A 17,486-nucleotide genomic window follows, 5' to 3' on the forward strand; every position below is an offset into this window, starting at 1 on the left:
TCTGACCTCCTTGTCTTTCAATAACTTTCGTTTAGCTGGCTATTTCATTTTCATTATAATGAGAAGTTCTGCGTACTATTCTTACTATCACTTTCCCATTATTTTTCAAATTCTACAAGTATTTCGCAAAAAAAGTGAGGTAAAGGATATCCTTTACCTCACTTTACTTCTTTTACTCTAAAAGAAAAATTTGGTTATACTTCCACTTTCATAACTGGTGTTTTCGCTTCTGTTGCACCAATTTTTTCTAAAACTTCATTTTTTACTTTATCCATATTTGTCACTAAGACTAACATATCTGTGCCTTTGCCAGCTGCTTTAATTGCTGCTAAATCGACATCAGCCACAATCGTATCTGGTGTTACTTTTTGACCTTCTGCCACTTTCAAATCAAATGGTTTACCCTCTAATTCAACCGTATTAACACCCATGTGTAATAACACTTCTAAACCATTGTCCGTTGTAATACCAACTGCGTGCTTCGTTGGAAATACAGATGAAATCGTGCCGGTTACAGGTGCATAAATTGTACCTTCTTTTGGTACAACAAAATAACCTTCACCCATCATTTTTTGTGAAAAAACTGCATCTGTTGATTCTGAAACAGGTTTTACTTCACCATTTGCTACAGCAAAGAATTCAGTTGTCGCTGCTACTTCGCTGACAGGTGTAGTTTGTACTGGTGAAACAGCTGTTGTTGGTTCTTCTGCCATTTTTTCAGCTGCCAATTTTTCTTTTGGAATGCCAAAGAAATAAGTTGCCACAAAACCACCAGCGTAACCTGCCAATAAGCCTAATACATAACCTAACCAATGGCCGTTAGCAATTAATGGAATTAATGCTGCACCAGAAGGTCCAATTGCGGTTGCGCCAACATTACCTAAAGCGCCGATTACTGCACCCCCAACACCACCACCGATACAAGCAGTGATAAATGGTTTACCAAGTGGTAGTGTTACCCCGTAAATTAACGGTTCGCCAATTCCTAAAATACCAACTGGCAACGCACCTTTGATCATTTCTGTTAATTCTTTGTCTTTACGTAAACGAATCCACAATGCCAAAGCCGCCCCAACTTGACCAGCACCAGCCATTGCTAAAATTGGCAATAATTGTGTGCTGCCTGTTGCTTCAATCATTTGAATATGAATTGGTGTTAAAATTTGGTGTAAACCAAACATAACCATCGGCAAGAAACTTGCCCCTAATACAAAACCAGAAAATGCACCGCCGACGTTTAAGATCCAGTTAATCCCGCCAACTAAACCATTTGAAACAAAACCAGCTAAAGGCATAATTAAGAAAATTTCCGCTAATCCGATAACAAGTAATGAAATGGTTGGTGTTACAATAATGTCAATTGCTTCTGGGACGATATCATGTAATTTTTTCTCAACTTTTGAAAGTAACCATACTGCAAAGATAACACCTAAAATACCACCTTGTTGTGGCGCTAAAGGTTGACCATTAAAAAGGTTGGTGATTGGTGCTTCTGGGTTCATCCCAGTTAAGGTTACGACCCCACCAATTACCCCACCAAGTGTTGGTGTTGCACCAAAAACTTGGGCTGCATTAACACCTGTGTAGATGACTAGAAAAGAGAACATCCCATTTTTTAAGATATTCATAACATCGATATATTGTTGCCATGTCGCAGCGTCTAGTCGTCCAGCCGTAACCATATTGGCTAAAACAGAAGCAATACCTGCAACTAAACCAGCGCCAACAAAAGCCGGAATCATTGGTACAAAAATATTAGAAATATCTTTTAAAAGTGCTTTGAATGGTGATTGTTTTTGTTTGGCTTTTTGTGCTGCTTTCATTTCTGCGGCTTTTTGATTAAGTGCATCTTTACCATTTGTAGTAGCTTTAATTTCTTCACCTAAAGAAACACCCGCTTGACTTGCCATTTCTTTTGCAACTTTATTAACCTTCCCAGGACCAATAATTACTTGTAGTTGTTCATCGTCCACTACACCCAATACGCCTGGAATCGCTTTTAATTGTGCTTCATTAACTTCATCACGATCGCGAACCGACATTCTTACCCGCGTCATACAGTGGGTTACGCTTTCAACATTGTTCATGCCACCGGCGCCTTTATAAATCTCTTTTGCCAACTGCTCTAAACTCAATTCTTCTTTTGCCATTCTAACTTTCCTCCTTGAAATCATAAATTGTTTAAAATCTTCTTATTCAAGGAGCTGTAATAGTTTACTACAGCTCCATAATGCCATTAGTTTAATGTTTGTTTTACAAAACCATCTGCTGCCACTAATTTTTCAGCAGCGGTTTCTTTATTGCTGTCTGTCAAAATCATGACGATGGCTAATTTAACATTTTCATCTGCTGCTGTAAAGAAGCGTGCTGCTGTTTGATAATCCACCTCTGTTGCTTGCATGATGATTCTTTTTGAGCGTTCAACTAATTTTTCATTGGTTGCTTTTACATCCACCATTAAGTTGTTATAAACTTTGCCGATGCCAATCATTGAAATTGTTGAAATCATATTTAAGATTAGTTTTTGTGCTGTTCCAGATTTCAAACGCGTAGAGCCCGTTAAAAATTCAGGACCACAGTCAACTTCAATTGGGAATTGTGCATGTTTAGAAATTTCCGCATCTTTATTGCATGAAATCGTACCCGTAGCAGCACCAACTTGGCGGGCATAATCTAAACCACCAATAACATAAGGCGTCCGTCCACTAGCTGCAATGCCGACCACCATATCATTTTCGTTTAATTTCAATTCATGTAAATCATTGGCCCCAAGTTCTGCAGAATCTTCTGCACCTTCAACAGCGACGGTCATCGCTTTGTCACCACCAGCAATAAGTCCGATTACCATTTCTGGTTCTACACCAAAAGTCGGTACACATTCTGCAGCGTCTAAGACCCCTAAACGGCCTGAAGTGCCAGCCCCCATATAAATTAAGCGGCCGCCTTTTTTGAAAGCTGCAATTGTTGCTTCGACTACTTTTTCAATGCTAGCCAATTCTTTTTCAACCGCTAAAGCAACTTTTTGATCTTCTTGATTCATTTTTTGACAAGCTTCTTTAACAGACATCTCATCTAAGCCAAAGGTTGCTTCATTACGGCGCTCTGTTGTTAAGTTTTCTAAATTAATCTTACTCATGTTCTTCCTCCATTTGTTCAAGTTTAAATTTCATGCCACCTCTAATGTGACGAACTAAATCTTTTTCTTCTGCTACAACTTCTGCTACTACGTTAATTTTGTCATTTGCAGGTAGTGCTTCTTGGCAAAGTTGAATTTCACCTGTATAACGTAAATATTTTTCATTATCTACGGTGACACTTCCTAATGTACGGGATACTGTATTTTGGGCTACAATGTGGGGAATCTTACGAAATCTCGCATCCGCACTGCGAATGACCGCCTGCGCTTCATCGAGCCGATTCACATGCTCGCCTAAAATATAAGAAAAATATTCTGTGCCACAATCATTGACACGTAATAAAATTTCGTTGTTATTTATAAAACGTTCAAATTGTTTTTTTGTCCGTTCTTTTAAGCCTCCGTCACCAATATAGATCAAATCAACTGCTGCCTTTTTCTGCCATAAGGCGCAAGCCAAAGGGTGGTGGTAACGATCTTGCTCTAATGTTGGTAAACCTTCATAAAGCGGACCTCTTAAATTGGCATCACCTGGCACAAAGGCTTGAATAGTAAATCCATTTGCTTTTAGCCAGTGATTCTTTTCTAAAAACCAATCTTCAGCTAAACCAGTTTCTGGTCGCGGATAATAATTGTGCCAAGCTTCTAAGTGTGAAAAATCGGCATTTGCTGCCTTTAATTCAGCAATATCTTGTTGGGTGACCGTGCTAGCATTTAATGCTATTTGCAACTGGTGACTAAAGTTGGCGATTTGTTTATTGCTGATATGGTAATCCATACGCAGACCAGTCACGCCAATTGCTGTCAATTCAGCTAAGTTTTCCATTTGAAAACCAGCTTTAACTAACGCGTTACCAGAAATGTCTACCATCAAATCCAACTGGAATTCTTGACACCAACTCCCTAATTGGCTAAGACGTTCTCTGTATTTTGTTGCGTCATCTTCTGGAATGTGTAAAGAAGTAAAGATGCCTTTAAAACCAGCTTGTGCCATTTGCGCCACATAGTCTTTTTGCTGTTGGGACAGTGTTTCATTTAAAAAAATCGAAAAGCCAAACAATGAAATCCCTCCATCTTTTATGAAAAAACGATTAGTAATCGCTTACACCTCGGAGTATACATCATGATTTATTTTTACGCAACCTTTTTTCGTTATTTTTATTATTTTTTTGAAATAACATTTCTTACGCTTTGCAAAAATTTAAGAAGAAAATTTCAAAGCCCCACCAAATAGCATTCTGTGGTAAACTTACTTTTAGAAAAATCAACTTTGAGGTGAAAAATCATGATTACGATGGATGACATCATTAGAGAAGGTAATCCCACTTTGCGGGAAGTTGCCAAAGAAGTACCCATGCCCCCAACGTCAGAAGAAAAGAAACTTGGGGAAGAAATGTTAGAGTTTCTAAAAAATAGTCAAGATCCAATCAAGGCAGAAGAAATGCATCTGCGCGGCGGAGTTGGCTTAGCTGCGCCACAATTAGATATTTCAAAACGTTTAATTGCTGTCCACGTACCTAGCAACGATCCAGAAAATGATACACCAATTATTAGTACTGTTATGTTCAATCCTAAAATTTTGAGCCATTCAGTCCAAGATGCCTGTCTAGGTGAAGGCGAAGGCTGTCTGTCAGTTGATCGTGAAGTGCCTGGTTACGTTGTGCGCCATGCACGCATCAGTGTTTCTTACTATGATGAAGATGGTATTAAACATAAACGTCGTCTTAAAAACTACGAAGCCATTGTGGTGCAACATGAAATTGACCACTTAAATGGCGTCATGTTCTACGATCACATTAATGAAGAAAACCCATTCTCCTTAAAAGAAGGCGTATTGGTAATTGAGTAAGAAAAATTAGCCAAGCAAGATAAAAAAGCCGCACAAACTTTACGAAAAAAGTTCGCGCGGCTTTTTATTCTGTCTAAACAAGTTCGTTTATTCTTGGTATAAAATACCTGCTTTTGCTAAAGCATTTTTTATATTAACGAAATCCTCATCTTTTTCATAAGCAATCGTATGTAGATGAATGCCATTGGTTAATTCTGAAAGTAAGCTGGCATTGGATTGCTGGTATTTTTTCATAAAAGCTGCTACATCTGCTGGCGTTTTTATTTGCAAGTTGCCTGTTAATTCACCATAAATCTCGTGCTCGACAATGACATCAACTACCTCACCGCCATTTTGTACAATCAGATTTAATTCTTCATTGGTTCGGCTGGCATCATGCTGCACGACAATCTTGCTTAATTTGCCGTGACGCTTTTCTTGCAGTAAATATCCGCGGGCGGTCGCTTTTATTTCTAATCCAGAGGCACGCATCAACGCGATATCTCCTACGATGATTTGGCGACTAACTGCAAATTGCTGAGCAAACTTGGAGGCACTAATTGGCTTTTGCGCAATCTTCAACTGTTCTGCAATCACCTCACGTCGCTTTTTTCCCTCCATCTACTTCTCACCTTCTGACAATTTCTGCTGTTGATAGTTGCGCGAATGCGCCATAATATCGGCAAAAGTGGCTGTGATTGTCTGCTTATAGTCAGCATTTTTGACGTTTTCAGCTACCTTTTGTAAAACAGCGGCTTCTCGTTTTACATCTAAGACTGGTTGTGCCTGTTCCTTTTTAAAAGCGGCAATTTGGCTGACTGCCATCATCCGCCTTTCAAGTAAACTTACCAATTCTCGGTCAATTTGATCAATTTCTTTACGTGCTTTGTCTAATGGGCTTTTGGCATTATCCTCATCAATCATTCTTATCACCCGCGCAGGATTGCCTGCTATTACCACATTATCAAGATAAGATTTAGTCACGACACTACCTGCAGCAACTACGACATTATCCCCTAAGGTAATTCCCGGCAAAATAATTGATCCTGCTCCTAACCAGGCATTGTTCCCAATTGTAATCGGCTTGCCGCTTTCTAACCCGCTGTTGCGTTTAACTGGATTTAAAGGATGTGTTGCGGTTAAAAGCTGAACATTTGGCGCAATCATGCAGTTGTCCCCAATTGTAATCGGACAAACATCTAGCAGAACACAATTAAAGTTGGCATAAAAGTTTTTCCCCACCGTAATATTGTAGCCGTAGTCAAATTGCACTGTTGGTTCCATGTAAATATTTCCTGCTACATTGCCAAAAGTTTCTTTTAAAAGCTGGCTCCGAAGCGCCGCGTCTTCTTCTTTGTTAATCAATTGCATTTGCTCTCTAGCAAATTTACGTTCGCTAACTAATTCAGGATCTTCTGAAAAGTACAGTTGTCCTGCAATCATTTTTTCTTTTTCACTAACCATTAGTACCCTCCTAAATATTGATTTCCTTAAATAAATCTTCTGCCGCACATTGTACCATGGTAAACGGTTCCTGAATAGCAAGGGATGTTTGATTAATTGCCATAATTTTGGCGTGTTTGTCCCGGTAATAGAGCAGTTGGTTAAATGGCGCTACTTGAAAACTAGTACCGACAATTACTACTAAATCTGCAGCTCTAACCGCAGCTGTTGCATGATTAACTACATCGGTTGTAAAACCTTCACCATATAAGACGATATTTGGTCGTAAACGTCCGCCACAATTTTCATGGATATCACAAGTTAAATATTTTTCCCAAGGAATGCTTTGATTACATTTACAACAATAAACATCATATAAATTACCATGAAAATTGACAACATGCGGCGTTTTGGCTTTGTCGTGAAGCCCATCAATATTTTGGGAGATGACCCAAACAGGCTTTTTTCTTGCTAAGGCTGCAATCTTTTTATGAATAATATTAGGCTGTGCCTCCGGATGATAAAGTTGTTTGATAAATTGATAAAATTTTTGTGGCTCATAAACAAGACAATCGTGACTTAATAAATATTCTGGCTGATCAATCCCCTGATAGACTCCATGTAGCGAGCGATAATCTGGAATACCCGATGGGGTCGAAACTCCGGCACCGGTTAAAAAGGTAATTTTTGGGGCTGCATCAATTATTTTTATAGCATCTTTTATTGCTGTCATTTATAACACCTCAACTTCTATTATACGTCAGAAACACCTACTTCGCTGATTTCCTTATAAATCTGACAATTATTTAAACAAAAAAGCAGCCGCATTACTCAACTTCAAAAAACAAACGTTAACTGTTAAAGCCAACTTTTTGAAGTTGCAAATCACAACCGCCTTTTTTTATTATTGAAATAATCAGATCTGACAGATTAGCCTTTTATCTACTGAATTACTTTTACTCATTACGCATCATAAAAGCCTAAAATCATAATTCCAATCATAATCGCACCAATGACAAAATAATGTTTGGCTTTCAATTTTTCTTTTAAAAAGATACGCCCTAAAATGACCGATACAATCGCATAAGCTGAAATTAAGGGCGCTACAATAATTGCTTCTTTGGTAGAAACAGCCCCAACGTAGAAAAATTGCCCTAATGTTTCAAAAATTGCCGCAAGACCTTTGTCTTTTTCATTAAAAACAAAGACGGGCTCTTTTTTCACCCATTCTAAGTATGCCCATAAAATTAAAGCCACAATCAAAAAGGTTAATTCATAACTCATATTAGCCTGATCTTCAGGCATTAGTTTGCGATACTCTAAATAATAGCTATCTAAAAATGTCCCCATTCCATCAATAATCATATACAAAATGGGAAATAAAATTGCGATGGCACCAAAGCGATATTTTTTATCAATTTTGACACCTTCTGCCTTAAGAGTAGCATCATCTTGCTCTTTTTCAAAAATCGATAGCAGTAAAATACCAATTAAAATCATCAAAATGGCGACCAACTGTAACCAGCTGACGCTGTTGCCCATAACTAAAAAGCCTAATACTGCAGTTACAGCCCCCGAAGAATTGCTGATTGGCGAGGAAATGGAAACTTCGATATAACGTAAGCCAAAATAACCAATCGCCATTGACAAGATATACATCGCCGATACTGGCAAATACAGCACTAAATTATGCCAATCATAACTGATACCTTCGTAAATGACATAATAAAACAAAACGTGTAGTCCCATAACTAAGCCCACCATAATTGTGGTTTTCATCGCACTGTGGCTATCGTTGGGGTCATTGCCTTTCTTATAAAAAAGATCTGCTGTCCCCCAAGCTAAAATTGTTACTAGCGCTGCTACAAACCACATACTATCCACTCCCAATCTAATAAACTTGTCTTTTTAAAAGTAGCCTAAACTCTATTAATCGTCAATTAATGTCTTTACCAACACTTTATTTTCTCTACTAAAATCGGCAGGATAAATGAAAATGAATTCAATTCATGACAGCGTCTTGTAAACGTGATACAATACATTGGGAAAAACGTAACAAGTAAGTTACGTTTATGTAAAAGCGAGGTGAAACCATTGGTACCATTCATTATTTATTGGGGCGTAATCCTAGTTTGTGTTGCATGGGCTGCGTTAAGCATTTTCTTTTCTATTTTTTATTTGGCCCGCAAAGAAAACGGCAATTTATGGGCATTTGCTTTCTTTAACGTTCTTGCTGCCATCGTACAAGCAATCGTCTTGGCAATTTATCGCACCTGGGGTTGGGGAATTACACAATACTCAAGCTTGATTTATATTATCATCGGCGTATTACTTGTCTTAACCGTTGTCCAAGCTATTTTGGGTCGCGAACCAAAAGAAAGTATCGCTTAATTTAATAAAGAAAAATACTGCTTTTAAAATACAAGAAAACAATGGGTTCTCCTTTTTTCAGGTATTTTCTTAACGCAGTATTTTTTTGTATTCTCCGTATATTTTATACATATATTTTCATGAATCTTTGCTGAAACAAAACTAAAAAAAACATTGGTAAAAACTAACATCTCCTTATATAAACTTAAGCAAACCCTAGATAAATTACTAATACAACAGTATTTCAAGTGAAAATTAAAGAACCTTCATTTAACTGAAAATACTGCATAATATTTCATTTTAATGTAAAAAAGTTTGACAGCTTTATTAAATTGACGTAAAATTCTCTTGTACTATCAACTGAATACGAGATACCTCCGTCACCGAGGTAGAGGTCGCATCATTCATTAATCCTGTCGAGTAAGCAAATATTAAGAAGCAGGCCTAGGGTATGATGCCGAAATGAGTCGCGTGTTTGCTCACCGATTTGTTGGGACGCGCGGGAAATACCCGGCGGACTGTCTTAGCTTTTGGCTAAGTTGCGCTATGTTTTGTGAGAGGTTTGTCGACGAATTATGCTCTTTGTCAACAGCCGATTTCTTTTCATACGAACAGATTTCGGCTGTTTTTGTTTTCGCTGGCTACAACTTCCCCCATCTCTCTTAAGTCTTAAGTGGCCCCACTTCATTCGTTGGTATTGTCAAATACTTTTTAAGGAGCAGAACATGAACAAAAAAATCTCAGTTACCGCACTACTTACCATTATTTTAAGTTTTTTCACCGTCGCCTTTGCTGCGACACCGGCCTTAGCTGACAGCAAAACACCAGCTGAGACACTTTACGGGTAGGCATGGAAGCTGGCTATGCGCCATTTAACTGGACGCAAACCACTGATGCCCACGGCGCTGTCCCAATTCAAGGAGAAAGCTCAGCTTGGGCAGGTGGCTACGATGTTCAGATTGCCAAAAAAGTTGCCGAGGGGTTAGGCAAAAAATTAGTCATCGTTAAAACCGATTGGGATGGCCTACCTGTCGCATTGCAATCTGGAAAAATTGATGCTGTTATTGCCGGCATGTCACCTACTGCCGAACGTAAAAAAGAAATCGACTTTACCAATCCTTACTATGAATCACATCTCGTTATTGTCACACGAAAAGATAGTAAATACGCAAAAGCGAAAGACTTAGCTGATTTTAAAGGCGCTAAAATCACTGCACAATTAAATACCTTTCACTATACCGTAATTGACCAAATTCCCGATGTAAAAAAAGAACAAGCGCAAAAGAATTTTTCTGCAATGCGGGCGGCATTATCTTCTGGTGTGATTGACGGTTATGTCTCAGAACGACCAGAAGGCGTGACTGCAACATCCGTTGATAAAAGTTATGCTATGGTAGAATTTGCCAAAGATAAAGGCTTTAAAACCAATCCAGAAGATGTCCAAGTCGCTGTCGGAATGCGTAAAGGTGATCCTGATGTCGCAAAGGTTAATGAAATTTTAGCGGGTATTTCTGAAGATGAACGCACAAAATTGATGGATGCTGCCATTAAAGAGCAACCTGCTGCGACAGAAGAAAATGAAGCAGAGTCTGGCTTTTTACACGATATTAAAACCATTTGGGGCCAATACGGCGGACTATTTTTACGTGGGGCGGGCTTAACTTTATTGATTGCCATTGTCAGCACGATTTTAGGAACGAGCCTTGGTTTATTAATCGGCGTTGTTCGCTCATTACCAGAAGCAGAAAACAAAGCTGTTTTCATCTTCCAAAGAATTTTTAATTGGCTACTTTCTGTTTACATTGAAGTTTTCCGGGGTACACCAATGATGGTTCAAGCGATGGTCATCTATTATGGACTCGCACAAGTTTTCCAAATCGATTTGAATCGAACCTTAGCTGCTTTTATCATTGTTTCGGTTAATACCGGAGCTTATATGTCTGAGATCGTTCGTGGTGGTATTTTTGCCGTTGACCCTGGTCAATTTGAAGCCGCTCAAGCCATTGGGATGACTCACGGACAAACCATGACAAAAGTTGTCTTGCCTCAAGTAATCCGCAATATTTTGCCAGCGACAGGTAATGAATTTGTCATTAATATTAAAGATACAGCTGTACTAAGCGTTATCTCTGTTGCGGACTTGTTCTTCCAAGGAACATCTGCTGCCGGAACCAACTACAAGTTCTTCCCAGTCTTTACAATTGTCGGCATCATGTATTTAATTATGACCTACAGCATCTCCCGCATTTTACGTTTTGTGGAAAAACGGATGGATGGTCCCCAATCTTATATCAAAGCAGATGAAGCTGATTTAGAAGCAGAAGAACAATAGGCACAGGCTTAGGAGGAAAGAACATGGCAGAACAAATTATTAACATTCAGCATTTGAAAAAAAGCTTTGGTGAAAATGAAGTTTTAAAAGATATCGATTTTTCTGTAGCTAAAGGTGAAGTTGTTTCAATTATCGGTTCCTCTGGTTCTGGTAAATCAACTTTATTACGCTGCATTAACTTACTAGAAAAACCTACTAGTGGTGAAATTTATTATAAAGGGGAAAATGTTTTATCCCCAGGTTATAGCCTGACAAAGTATCGGACGCATTTAGGCATGGTTTTCCAATCCTTTAATCTGTTCAACAATATGAACGTTTTGGAAAATTGTGTCACTGGTCAAACCACAGTTTTAAAACGAAACCGCGCTGAAGCAAAAAAGATTGCTTTAGAAAACTTAGAAAAAGTTGGTATGGATCGCTACGTTGATGCCAAGCCTGCTCAATTATCCGGTGGTCAAAAACAACGGGTAGCCATTGCGCGTGCGTTATCAATGGATCCAGATGTGATGCTTTTTGACGAACCAACTTCTGCGCTAGATCCTGAAATGGTAGGAGAAGTTTTAAAAACCATGAAAGCTTTAGCCCATACTGGTCTAACCATGGTAGTCGTAACCCACGAAATGGATTTTGCCCGTGATGTCTCTGATCGCGTAATCTTCATGGATAAAGGTGTTATCGCTGAACAAGGTTCACCAGAAGATATCTTTGCAAATCCAAAAGAAGAACGCACCAAAAAATTCCTACACCGCGTTTTAGACAAAGACGAATAATTGTTACACCGGATAGATTTTAGAAGATAATAAATCTTCTAAAACCTACCCGGTGTTTTTTTTCGACAGATTTTTTCTAAATAAATCACTTATGGTAAGATTATGGGGCTAAATTTACGAACTAACGCGCTGTGAAACTAAGCAAATTAGGCTTACGAAGACTTTTTATCTACCGGTTTAAAAATCCATCATTGAAATTTTCAGAAAATTATCCTAAAATGGAGCCAATGCTTTTCAAACTTTTAAAAATTTGTGTGAGTGTAGTGCTCACCTACAAAGGATGAATGATTTATGGAACCACAAGAATTAAATCGTAGTTTAAAAAATCGCCATGTCCAATTAATCTCAATCGGAGGCGCGATTGGAACAGGACTTTTCTTAGGTGCCGGCAAATCGATCCAATTAGCTGGACCTTCCATTTTATTTGCCTATTTAATTACCGGCTGCGTTTGCTTTTTGATTATGCGCTCTTTAGGCGAGTTACTTTTATCAAATACGGACAAACACTCTTTTTTAGATTTTGTTGCGGAATATTTAGGCAAAAAATGGGCATTTTTAACCGGTTGGACCTATTGGTTTTGTTGGATTTCAATTGCCATGGCCGACTTAACTGCCACTGGACTTTACGTGAGGTATTGGTTTCCGCAAGTCCCCCAATGGCTGCCTGAAATTATTGCCTTAGTTTTACTAGTTGCCTTAAACATGATTGCTGTGTCTTTATTTGGCGAATTGGAGTTTTGGTTTGCTTTAATCAAGGTGGTGGCCATTATTGCTTTAATAATCGTAGGCGCCTATATGATTGTCACCCATTACAAAACCGCTGCAGGGACAGTTAAAATCAGCAATGTCTGGAATCACGGTGGCTGGTTTCCAAAAGGTGCCTCTGGCTTTATTCTCTCTTTTCAAATGGTAACTTTCGCTTTTGCCGGAATTGAGTTGGTTGGACTTGTTGCTGGCGAAACCAAAAATCCGAAAAAAGTTTTACCAGAAGCAATTAACAACATCCCTATTCGAATTATTCTATTTTATTTAGGAGCATTGTTTGTCATTATGGCAATTTACCCTTGGAATAGTTTAAATTCCAGTGAAAGCCCATTTGTTGAAGTCTTCTCTGACATTGGTATTACTGCTGCTGCTACTGTCATTAATGTAGTCGTTTTATCAGCCGCCGCATCTGCTTGTAACAGCGCGATTTACAGTACCGGCCGTATGTTACGCTCTTTAGCTCAAGAAGGCAGTGCGCCAAAGCCCTTTGAAAAATTAACCAAACATCAAGTTCCAGGTAATGCCATCTTCTTTTCGGCATTAGTCATTTTTATTGCCGTCATTTTAAATTACTTTATGCCCAGTGAAGTATTCACCATCGTAACAAGTGTTGCGACGACTTGTTTTTTGTTTATTTGGGGTATCTTGGTTTACACCCATATGAAATATCGCAAAAGTATGCTGGGAAAGAAAAGTCACGACTTCAAAATGCCCCTTTACCCTTATAGCAATGTCTTAATTTTTGCCTTTTTATTATTTGTTGCCGTCGTTTTACTTTTATCAAAAGAGACGCGTATTGCAGCCTTGGTAACGCCAGTTTGGTTTGTTATCTTGTGGCTCATTTATCATTTTAAATTCGAGCGAAAATAAAATGAGGGCCTTTTGTTACAATTATTTGTTACCTGCAAAAAGCGTTGGTAATGAAGGATTCCCCTTCACTACCAACGCTTTTTATCTATATCAGGGAGGATAAATTCCCCTGCGAAAATGAAAAAATTTATAGATGCAATCCTGCTTGAATTTTGGCGGCTGTTTCGTAAGAAGGAATCCAAATGGCAGAAACAATAAAACGACCAAACAACCCAATCGTAGGATGCCAAAAAACGGCTGCCACTAATAATAGATTAATCACCATTGAAAAACTGCTACGACGATCATTGCGCAACAACTGTGTTCCCCGGGTGTTGTCATCATTCGCTTTTAAAATTTGCTTTGTTAAAATACCAAATGAAAAGCTCCACATGGTGTACACCACCACATAAGCTAACGCTGGCCAGAACATCCCCGGATTACTTCCCACCCACTGCGTGACAGCTGGACACAAAGTTAACCAAAAAAGCCAAAAAATATTGGCCCAAATGACCCGGTCATCGACTTTTTCTGTCATCTTCATCACCCGATGATGTGTCACCCAAATAACCGCGACAAAAATAAAACTGATAGTATACGCAGTTAACACATCCCGCATGGCTAAAAGTGATGCTAAAGTTGGCGCTTGGGGAAAACGAATTTCCAATACTAAAATGGTAATGACGATTGCTACAACACCGTCAGTAAAAGCCGTTAAACGTCCTTTTGTCACAATATTCACCTCGTCTTATTTTAGCATACCTAAAGATTATGGGCACAAGTAATCCTTTTATCCCCTGCTTTAGCGCGTTTTTATTCAAACTTTCAGAAAACTCTTGAAAATCAAGACCTTTTCTGTTATTTTTGTAACACTTATAAAACGGTACATTTGTCATTTAAAGAATCTTTTCACAAGAGCAAATGACTTATTTATCGAAGCATTTTGCAATTATTTTTAGAAAACACAATTTTAGAGGTGGGAAAATGGAAAAGAAACTGCAATTTAAAGATTATTTGTTTGTCGGTTCAATGTTATTTGGTTTATTCTTTGGAGCGGGGAATTTAATTTTCCCAGTGCACATGGGACAGCTAGCCGGTGCTAACGTCTTTCGCGCGAATTTAGGTTTTTTGGTTACTGGTATTGGCTTACCTTTTTTAGGTGTTTTAGCTATCGGTTTATCCCGCAGCAGCGGACTTTATGATTTAGCTTGTCGTGTCAATAAGACCTATGCCAAAATTTTTACTATTTTATTATACTTAGTTATCGGACCATTTTTTGCTTTACCTCGGTTAGCAACAACCTCTTTTGAAATTGGCTTAGCGCCTTTTTTGGCTAAGGAGCAAACTACACTAGCATTAGCAGGCTTTAGTATTTTATTTTTTGTAGCTGCCTGGGCATTATCCCGCAAGCCAACAAAATTATTAAATTATGTCGGTAAATTTTTAAATCCGTTGTTTTTATTACTATTAGGAATTTTAATTTTATTAGCTTTTTTAAATCCCATCGGTGGTATTCAGGCTACGCCTATTCAAGCAGACTACACCAATCACGCCTTTTTAACAGGCTTTACTGAAGGCTACAACACCTTAGATGCTTTAGCTTCCCTTGCTTTTGGGATTATTATTGTGACGACCTTAAAAGATATGGGCGTTAAAAAACCCAGCACGATTGCCATCGATACGGTTAAATCGGGTTTTGTCAGCATTCTTTTAATGGGTATTATTTACACTTTACTGGCTTTAATGGGAACCATGAGTTTAGGTAAATTTGCCATCTCTGAAAATGGGGGCATTGCCTTAGCAGAGATTGCCCGCCACTATCTTGGTACCGGTGGAAGTATTTTACTAGCCTTTATCGTTATCATCGCTTGTTTAAAAACTGCAATCGGGTTAATTACGGCTTTTTCGGAAACATTCGTTGCATTATTCCCCCAACAAAAATATACAACTTTTGTTACTGGTGCTAGTTTTTTAGCCTGCTTATTTGCCAATGTTGGACTAACGAAGATCATTGAGTTTTCAACACCGGTGTTGATGTTCACGTATCCGTTAGCCATCACTTTAATTTTATTAGCTTTACTTGGACCTTTGTTTAAACAAAGAGCTAGCGTGTATCGACTTACCACGTATTTCACTTTGTTTGCTGCAATCATTGACGGTTTGAACGCTGCCCCTGCCTTCTTGAAAAATTTAGCTCCGGTTCAAAGTCTCTTACACTTTGCGACAGATTACCTTCCCTTTTTCAAACTGGGAATGGGCTGGATTTTACCTGCTGTCATCGGCTTTGGTGTAGGTTTAATATGGACCGTCATCAAAAAAGCCCCAGTTGAAAATTCGCAGTAAATTTTCTTAAAAACAAAATATAAAATAAACAAACAACAGCGCCTGGCTTCTTTTTAAAAGCCGGCGCTTTTGCGTGTGCTTATAACTGACAGTCTGACAAAAAAACGATACAATGAGGGAAAAGGAGTCAAATTACGGAGGGATATTTATGGTATATGAAGAGCTGATGATGGACTCATCAACCTTGTTAAAATTTAAACTGTTCCGCAAAATGATGTTTATTGGGCGACAGAATTACCCAATTGCAGAGCTGGCCCAAGAAATGGATTTAAACTACCAGCAAACTGTCATCGACTTAACGGAAATTGATAAAGATATTAGTAAGATTCATCCTGAACACGAAAGCTTTTTAATCGGGGCTGGCAAAATTGATTGTCTTAATTTAACGGCCACCATCGACGAGTACCGTTACTATCTATTACAAGGTTCAGTGCCATTTCAATTTATTTTATATTTTATGAATGAAGAAAATCCAACGATTGAAGATTTCTGTGACCGTTACTTCTCAAGTCGCTCGACAGTATCGCGTAAGATTGAGAAGTTAAAGAACTTCTTGAAATCTTTTAATCTGCGCTTTACATACACTGAAGCTGGCATGGTAGGGGATGAACGCCTTGTACGCTTGGCCTTATTCAATTTAATCTGGTTGGGTTCTAGAGGGATTACTTGGCCTTTTAGTGTGTCCGAAGAAAAAGTTGAAAAAATTGTCGATGCCTTTGGCGAGTACTTCCCACTTTCCCGTACTTATTTAGGTCGTTGGGAATTAAAATACTTTGCCGCGATTTTCTTATTGCGAATTGAAAAAGGTAATTTTGTAAAATATGACAAAGCTTACGACTGCTTGATGAAAGATAACGATTATTATGATTTTTCTCGTTTGAATCCTTTAGTAGACAATAAATTGACGTCACGGCAAAATAAAGCAGAGTCTAGCTTTATTTTCTTCTTGGCACACTTTATTCCTTTTTACACGTTAGAAGATGATCCAACTTTAACGCAAACCATTAAAGACTTCAGCGAAAAACCAAATCCTGTTTATAACTTGGTGGCAAAATTCTTAGATTTTGCCAAAGCTGACTTATTTTCAGACAACCCTGCGCTTTTGGATCAACCAATGGTACTAGGAAATCTATTAAATATTACCTTTGGTTATTATGTCATTAAATATCGGTTTCCAACTATTCAACGACTATTGGGACCAAAACAAGTTTTTGAATCGCCAATTCGAGAAATGGAAGCTAAAATTCACACTTTCTTTACCGAGATGAGTGAACAAGAACCTTATAATAGCTTTGTTAATAATGCGACGATTAGCAGTTTGGTCAATGGCTTTACGCAAGTTTTAATGCCTCTTTACGATACAACTACAAAAGCGCATAAAGTAGAAGTTGGTGTGGCTTTAGAACACAATTATCTACTTGTTAAAAGCGTTTATCAGTTTATGTCTGACTTACAATTTGTTAACGCTGAAACATACAACAGCCAAAAACGTGACCAATATGATTTAATTATCAGCTCTTCTTTATTAGTAAAAAATCAGTACCCTGAATTAAACGTCTTTTTATGGGAACACGGTTTAGATGATGAACAATACATCATCTTATACAAACGTCTACGCAAGATTTTTAACGAAAAAAATAAATAGACGCG

General features: G+C 38.2%; 14 protein-coding genes, 1 pseudogene and 1 riboswitch. Of the genes and pseudogenes, 7 read left to right on the forward strand and 8 right to left on the reverse strand.

The features are described from left to right. Nucleotides 1–194: 194 nt before the first annotated feature. The 3 genes from AC6R0T_RS11330 to AC6R0T_RS11340 all read right to left on the reverse strand — a co-directional run bounded on the left by AC6R0T_RS11330 (nt 195) and on the right by AC6R0T_RS11340 (nt 4,196). A complete protein-coding gene (locus AC6R0T_RS11330) occupies nt 195–2,150 on the reverse strand; it encodes a glucose PTS transporter subunit IIA (protein WP_206903529.1) in 1,956 nt (651 codons plus the stop codon). 86 nt (nt 2,151–2,236) lie between these two features. Next, a complete protein-coding gene (murQ, locus tag AC6R0T_RS11335; RefSeq protein ID WP_206903528.1) occupies nt 2,237–3,136 on the reverse strand; it encodes an N-acetylmuramic acid 6-phosphate etherase in 900 nt (299 codons plus the stop codon). Next, nucleotides 3,129–4,196 (reverse strand): MupG family TIM beta-alpha barrel fold protein, encoded by a 1,068-nt coding sequence (locus AC6R0T_RS11340; protein WP_303754057.1) that lies wholly within the window; start codon nt 4,194–4,196, stop codon nt 3,129–3,131. Before AC6R0T_RS11340 ends, murQ begins: the two co-directional genes overlap by 8 nt. A gap of 225 nt (nt 4,197–4,421) precedes the next feature. Here AC6R0T_RS11340 and def point away from each other — a divergent pair, with 225 nt between their 5' ends. Continuing rightward, nucleotides 4,422–4,985, forward strand: coding sequence for a peptide deformylase (def, locus tag AC6R0T_RS11345; protein WP_303754058.1), 564 nt, complete (start codon nt 4,422–4,424; stop codon nt 4,983–4,985). Nucleotides 4,986–5,072: 87 nt separating this feature from the next. Here the strand turns inward: def and AC6R0T_RS11350 are convergent, their stop codons facing one another. The 4 genes from AC6R0T_RS11350 to AC6R0T_RS11365 all read right to left on the reverse strand — a co-directional run bounded on the left by AC6R0T_RS11350 (nt 5,073) and on the right by AC6R0T_RS11365 (nt 8,282). Further along, the gene (locus AC6R0T_RS11350; RefSeq protein ID WP_303754059.1) at nt 5,073–5,585 is read right to left on the reverse strand and encodes a transcription repressor NadR; all 513 of its coding nucleotides are present in this window, start codon (nt 5,583–5,585) and stop codon (nt 5,073–5,075) included. Next, nucleotides 5,586–6,428, reverse strand: a complete 843-nt coding sequence (locus AC6R0T_RS11355) for a chorismate mutase (RefSeq protein ID WP_303754060.1) — start codon at nt 6,426–6,428, stop codon at nt 5,586–5,588. Nucleotides 6,429–6,438: 10 nt separating this feature from the next. Then, on the reverse strand, nt 6,439–7,140 hold the full coding sequence (locus tag AC6R0T_RS11360) for an NAD-dependent protein deacylase (RefSeq protein WP_303754061.1): 702 nt from the start codon (nt 7,138–7,140) through the stop codon (nt 6,439–6,441). 230 nt (nt 7,141–7,370) lie between these two features. Further along, a complete protein-coding gene (locus AC6R0T_RS11365) occupies nt 7,371–8,282 on the reverse strand; it encodes an EamA family transporter (RefSeq protein ID WP_206903522.1) in 912 nt (303 codons plus the stop codon). Nucleotides 8,283–8,501: 219 nt separating this feature from the next. Here AC6R0T_RS11365 and AC6R0T_RS11370 point away from each other — a divergent pair, with 219 nt between their 5' ends. From AC6R0T_RS11370 to AC6R0T_RS11385, 4 genes and pseudogenes are all read left to right on the forward strand, one after another. Beyond that, nucleotides 8,502–8,798, forward strand: a complete 297-nt coding sequence (locus AC6R0T_RS11370) for a hypothetical protein (RefSeq protein WP_206903655.1) — start codon at nt 8,502–8,504, stop codon at nt 8,796–8,798. Between the two features lie 360 nt (nt 8,799–9,158). Then, a riboswitch (Lysine riboswitch) is annotated at nt 9,159–9,332 on the forward strand. Nucleotides 9,333–9,502: 170 nt separating this feature from the next. Next, nucleotides 9,503–11,109: pseudogene (locus tag AC6R0T_RS11375) on the forward strand (ABC transporter permease subunit). A gap of 23 nt (nt 11,110–11,132) precedes the next feature. After that, nucleotides 11,133–11,879 carry an amino acid ABC transporter ATP-binding protein gene (locus tag AC6R0T_RS11380; protein ID WP_303754062.1) on the forward strand — a complete coding sequence of 249 codons (747 nt, stop codon included), beginning with the start codon at nt 11,133–11,135 and terminating at the stop codon, nt 11,877–11,879. A 291-nt stretch (nt 11,880–12,170) separates the two neighbouring features. Next, nucleotides 12,171–13,514: an amino acid permease gene (locus AC6R0T_RS11385; RefSeq protein WP_230711223.1), complete on the forward strand. Its 1,344-nt coding sequence runs from the start codon at nt 12,171–12,173 to the stop codon at nt 13,512–13,514. A 127-nt stretch (nt 13,515–13,641) separates the two neighbouring features. Here AC6R0T_RS11385 and AC6R0T_RS11390 read toward each other — a convergent pair whose 3' ends face one another. Then, nucleotides 13,642–14,226 carry a TMEM175 family protein gene (locus AC6R0T_RS11390; protein WP_206903518.1) on the reverse strand — a complete coding sequence of 195 codons (585 nt, stop codon included), beginning with the start codon at nt 14,224–14,226 and terminating at the stop codon, nt 13,642–13,644. Between the two features lie 251 nt (nt 14,227–14,477). Between AC6R0T_RS11390 and brnQ the strand changes: the two genes are divergently transcribed. Both brnQ and AC6R0T_RS11400 read left to right on the forward strand, forming a co-directional pair. Beyond that, complete coding sequence (brnQ, locus tag AC6R0T_RS11395; RefSeq protein ID WP_206903517.1) at nt 14,478–15,836, forward strand: branched-chain amino acid transport system II carrier protein; 1,359 nt, start codon at nt 14,478–14,480, stop codon at nt 15,834–15,836. Between the two features lie 148 nt (nt 15,837–15,984). Then, on the forward strand, nt 15,985–17,481 hold the full coding sequence (locus tag AC6R0T_RS11400; protein ID WP_303754063.1) for a helix-turn-helix domain-containing protein: 1,497 nt from the start codon (nt 15,985–15,987) through the stop codon (nt 17,479–17,481). Nucleotides 17,482–17,486: the final 5 nt, after the last annotated feature.

It is taken from the genome of Enterococcus sp. S86.2 (assembly GCF_059834485.2).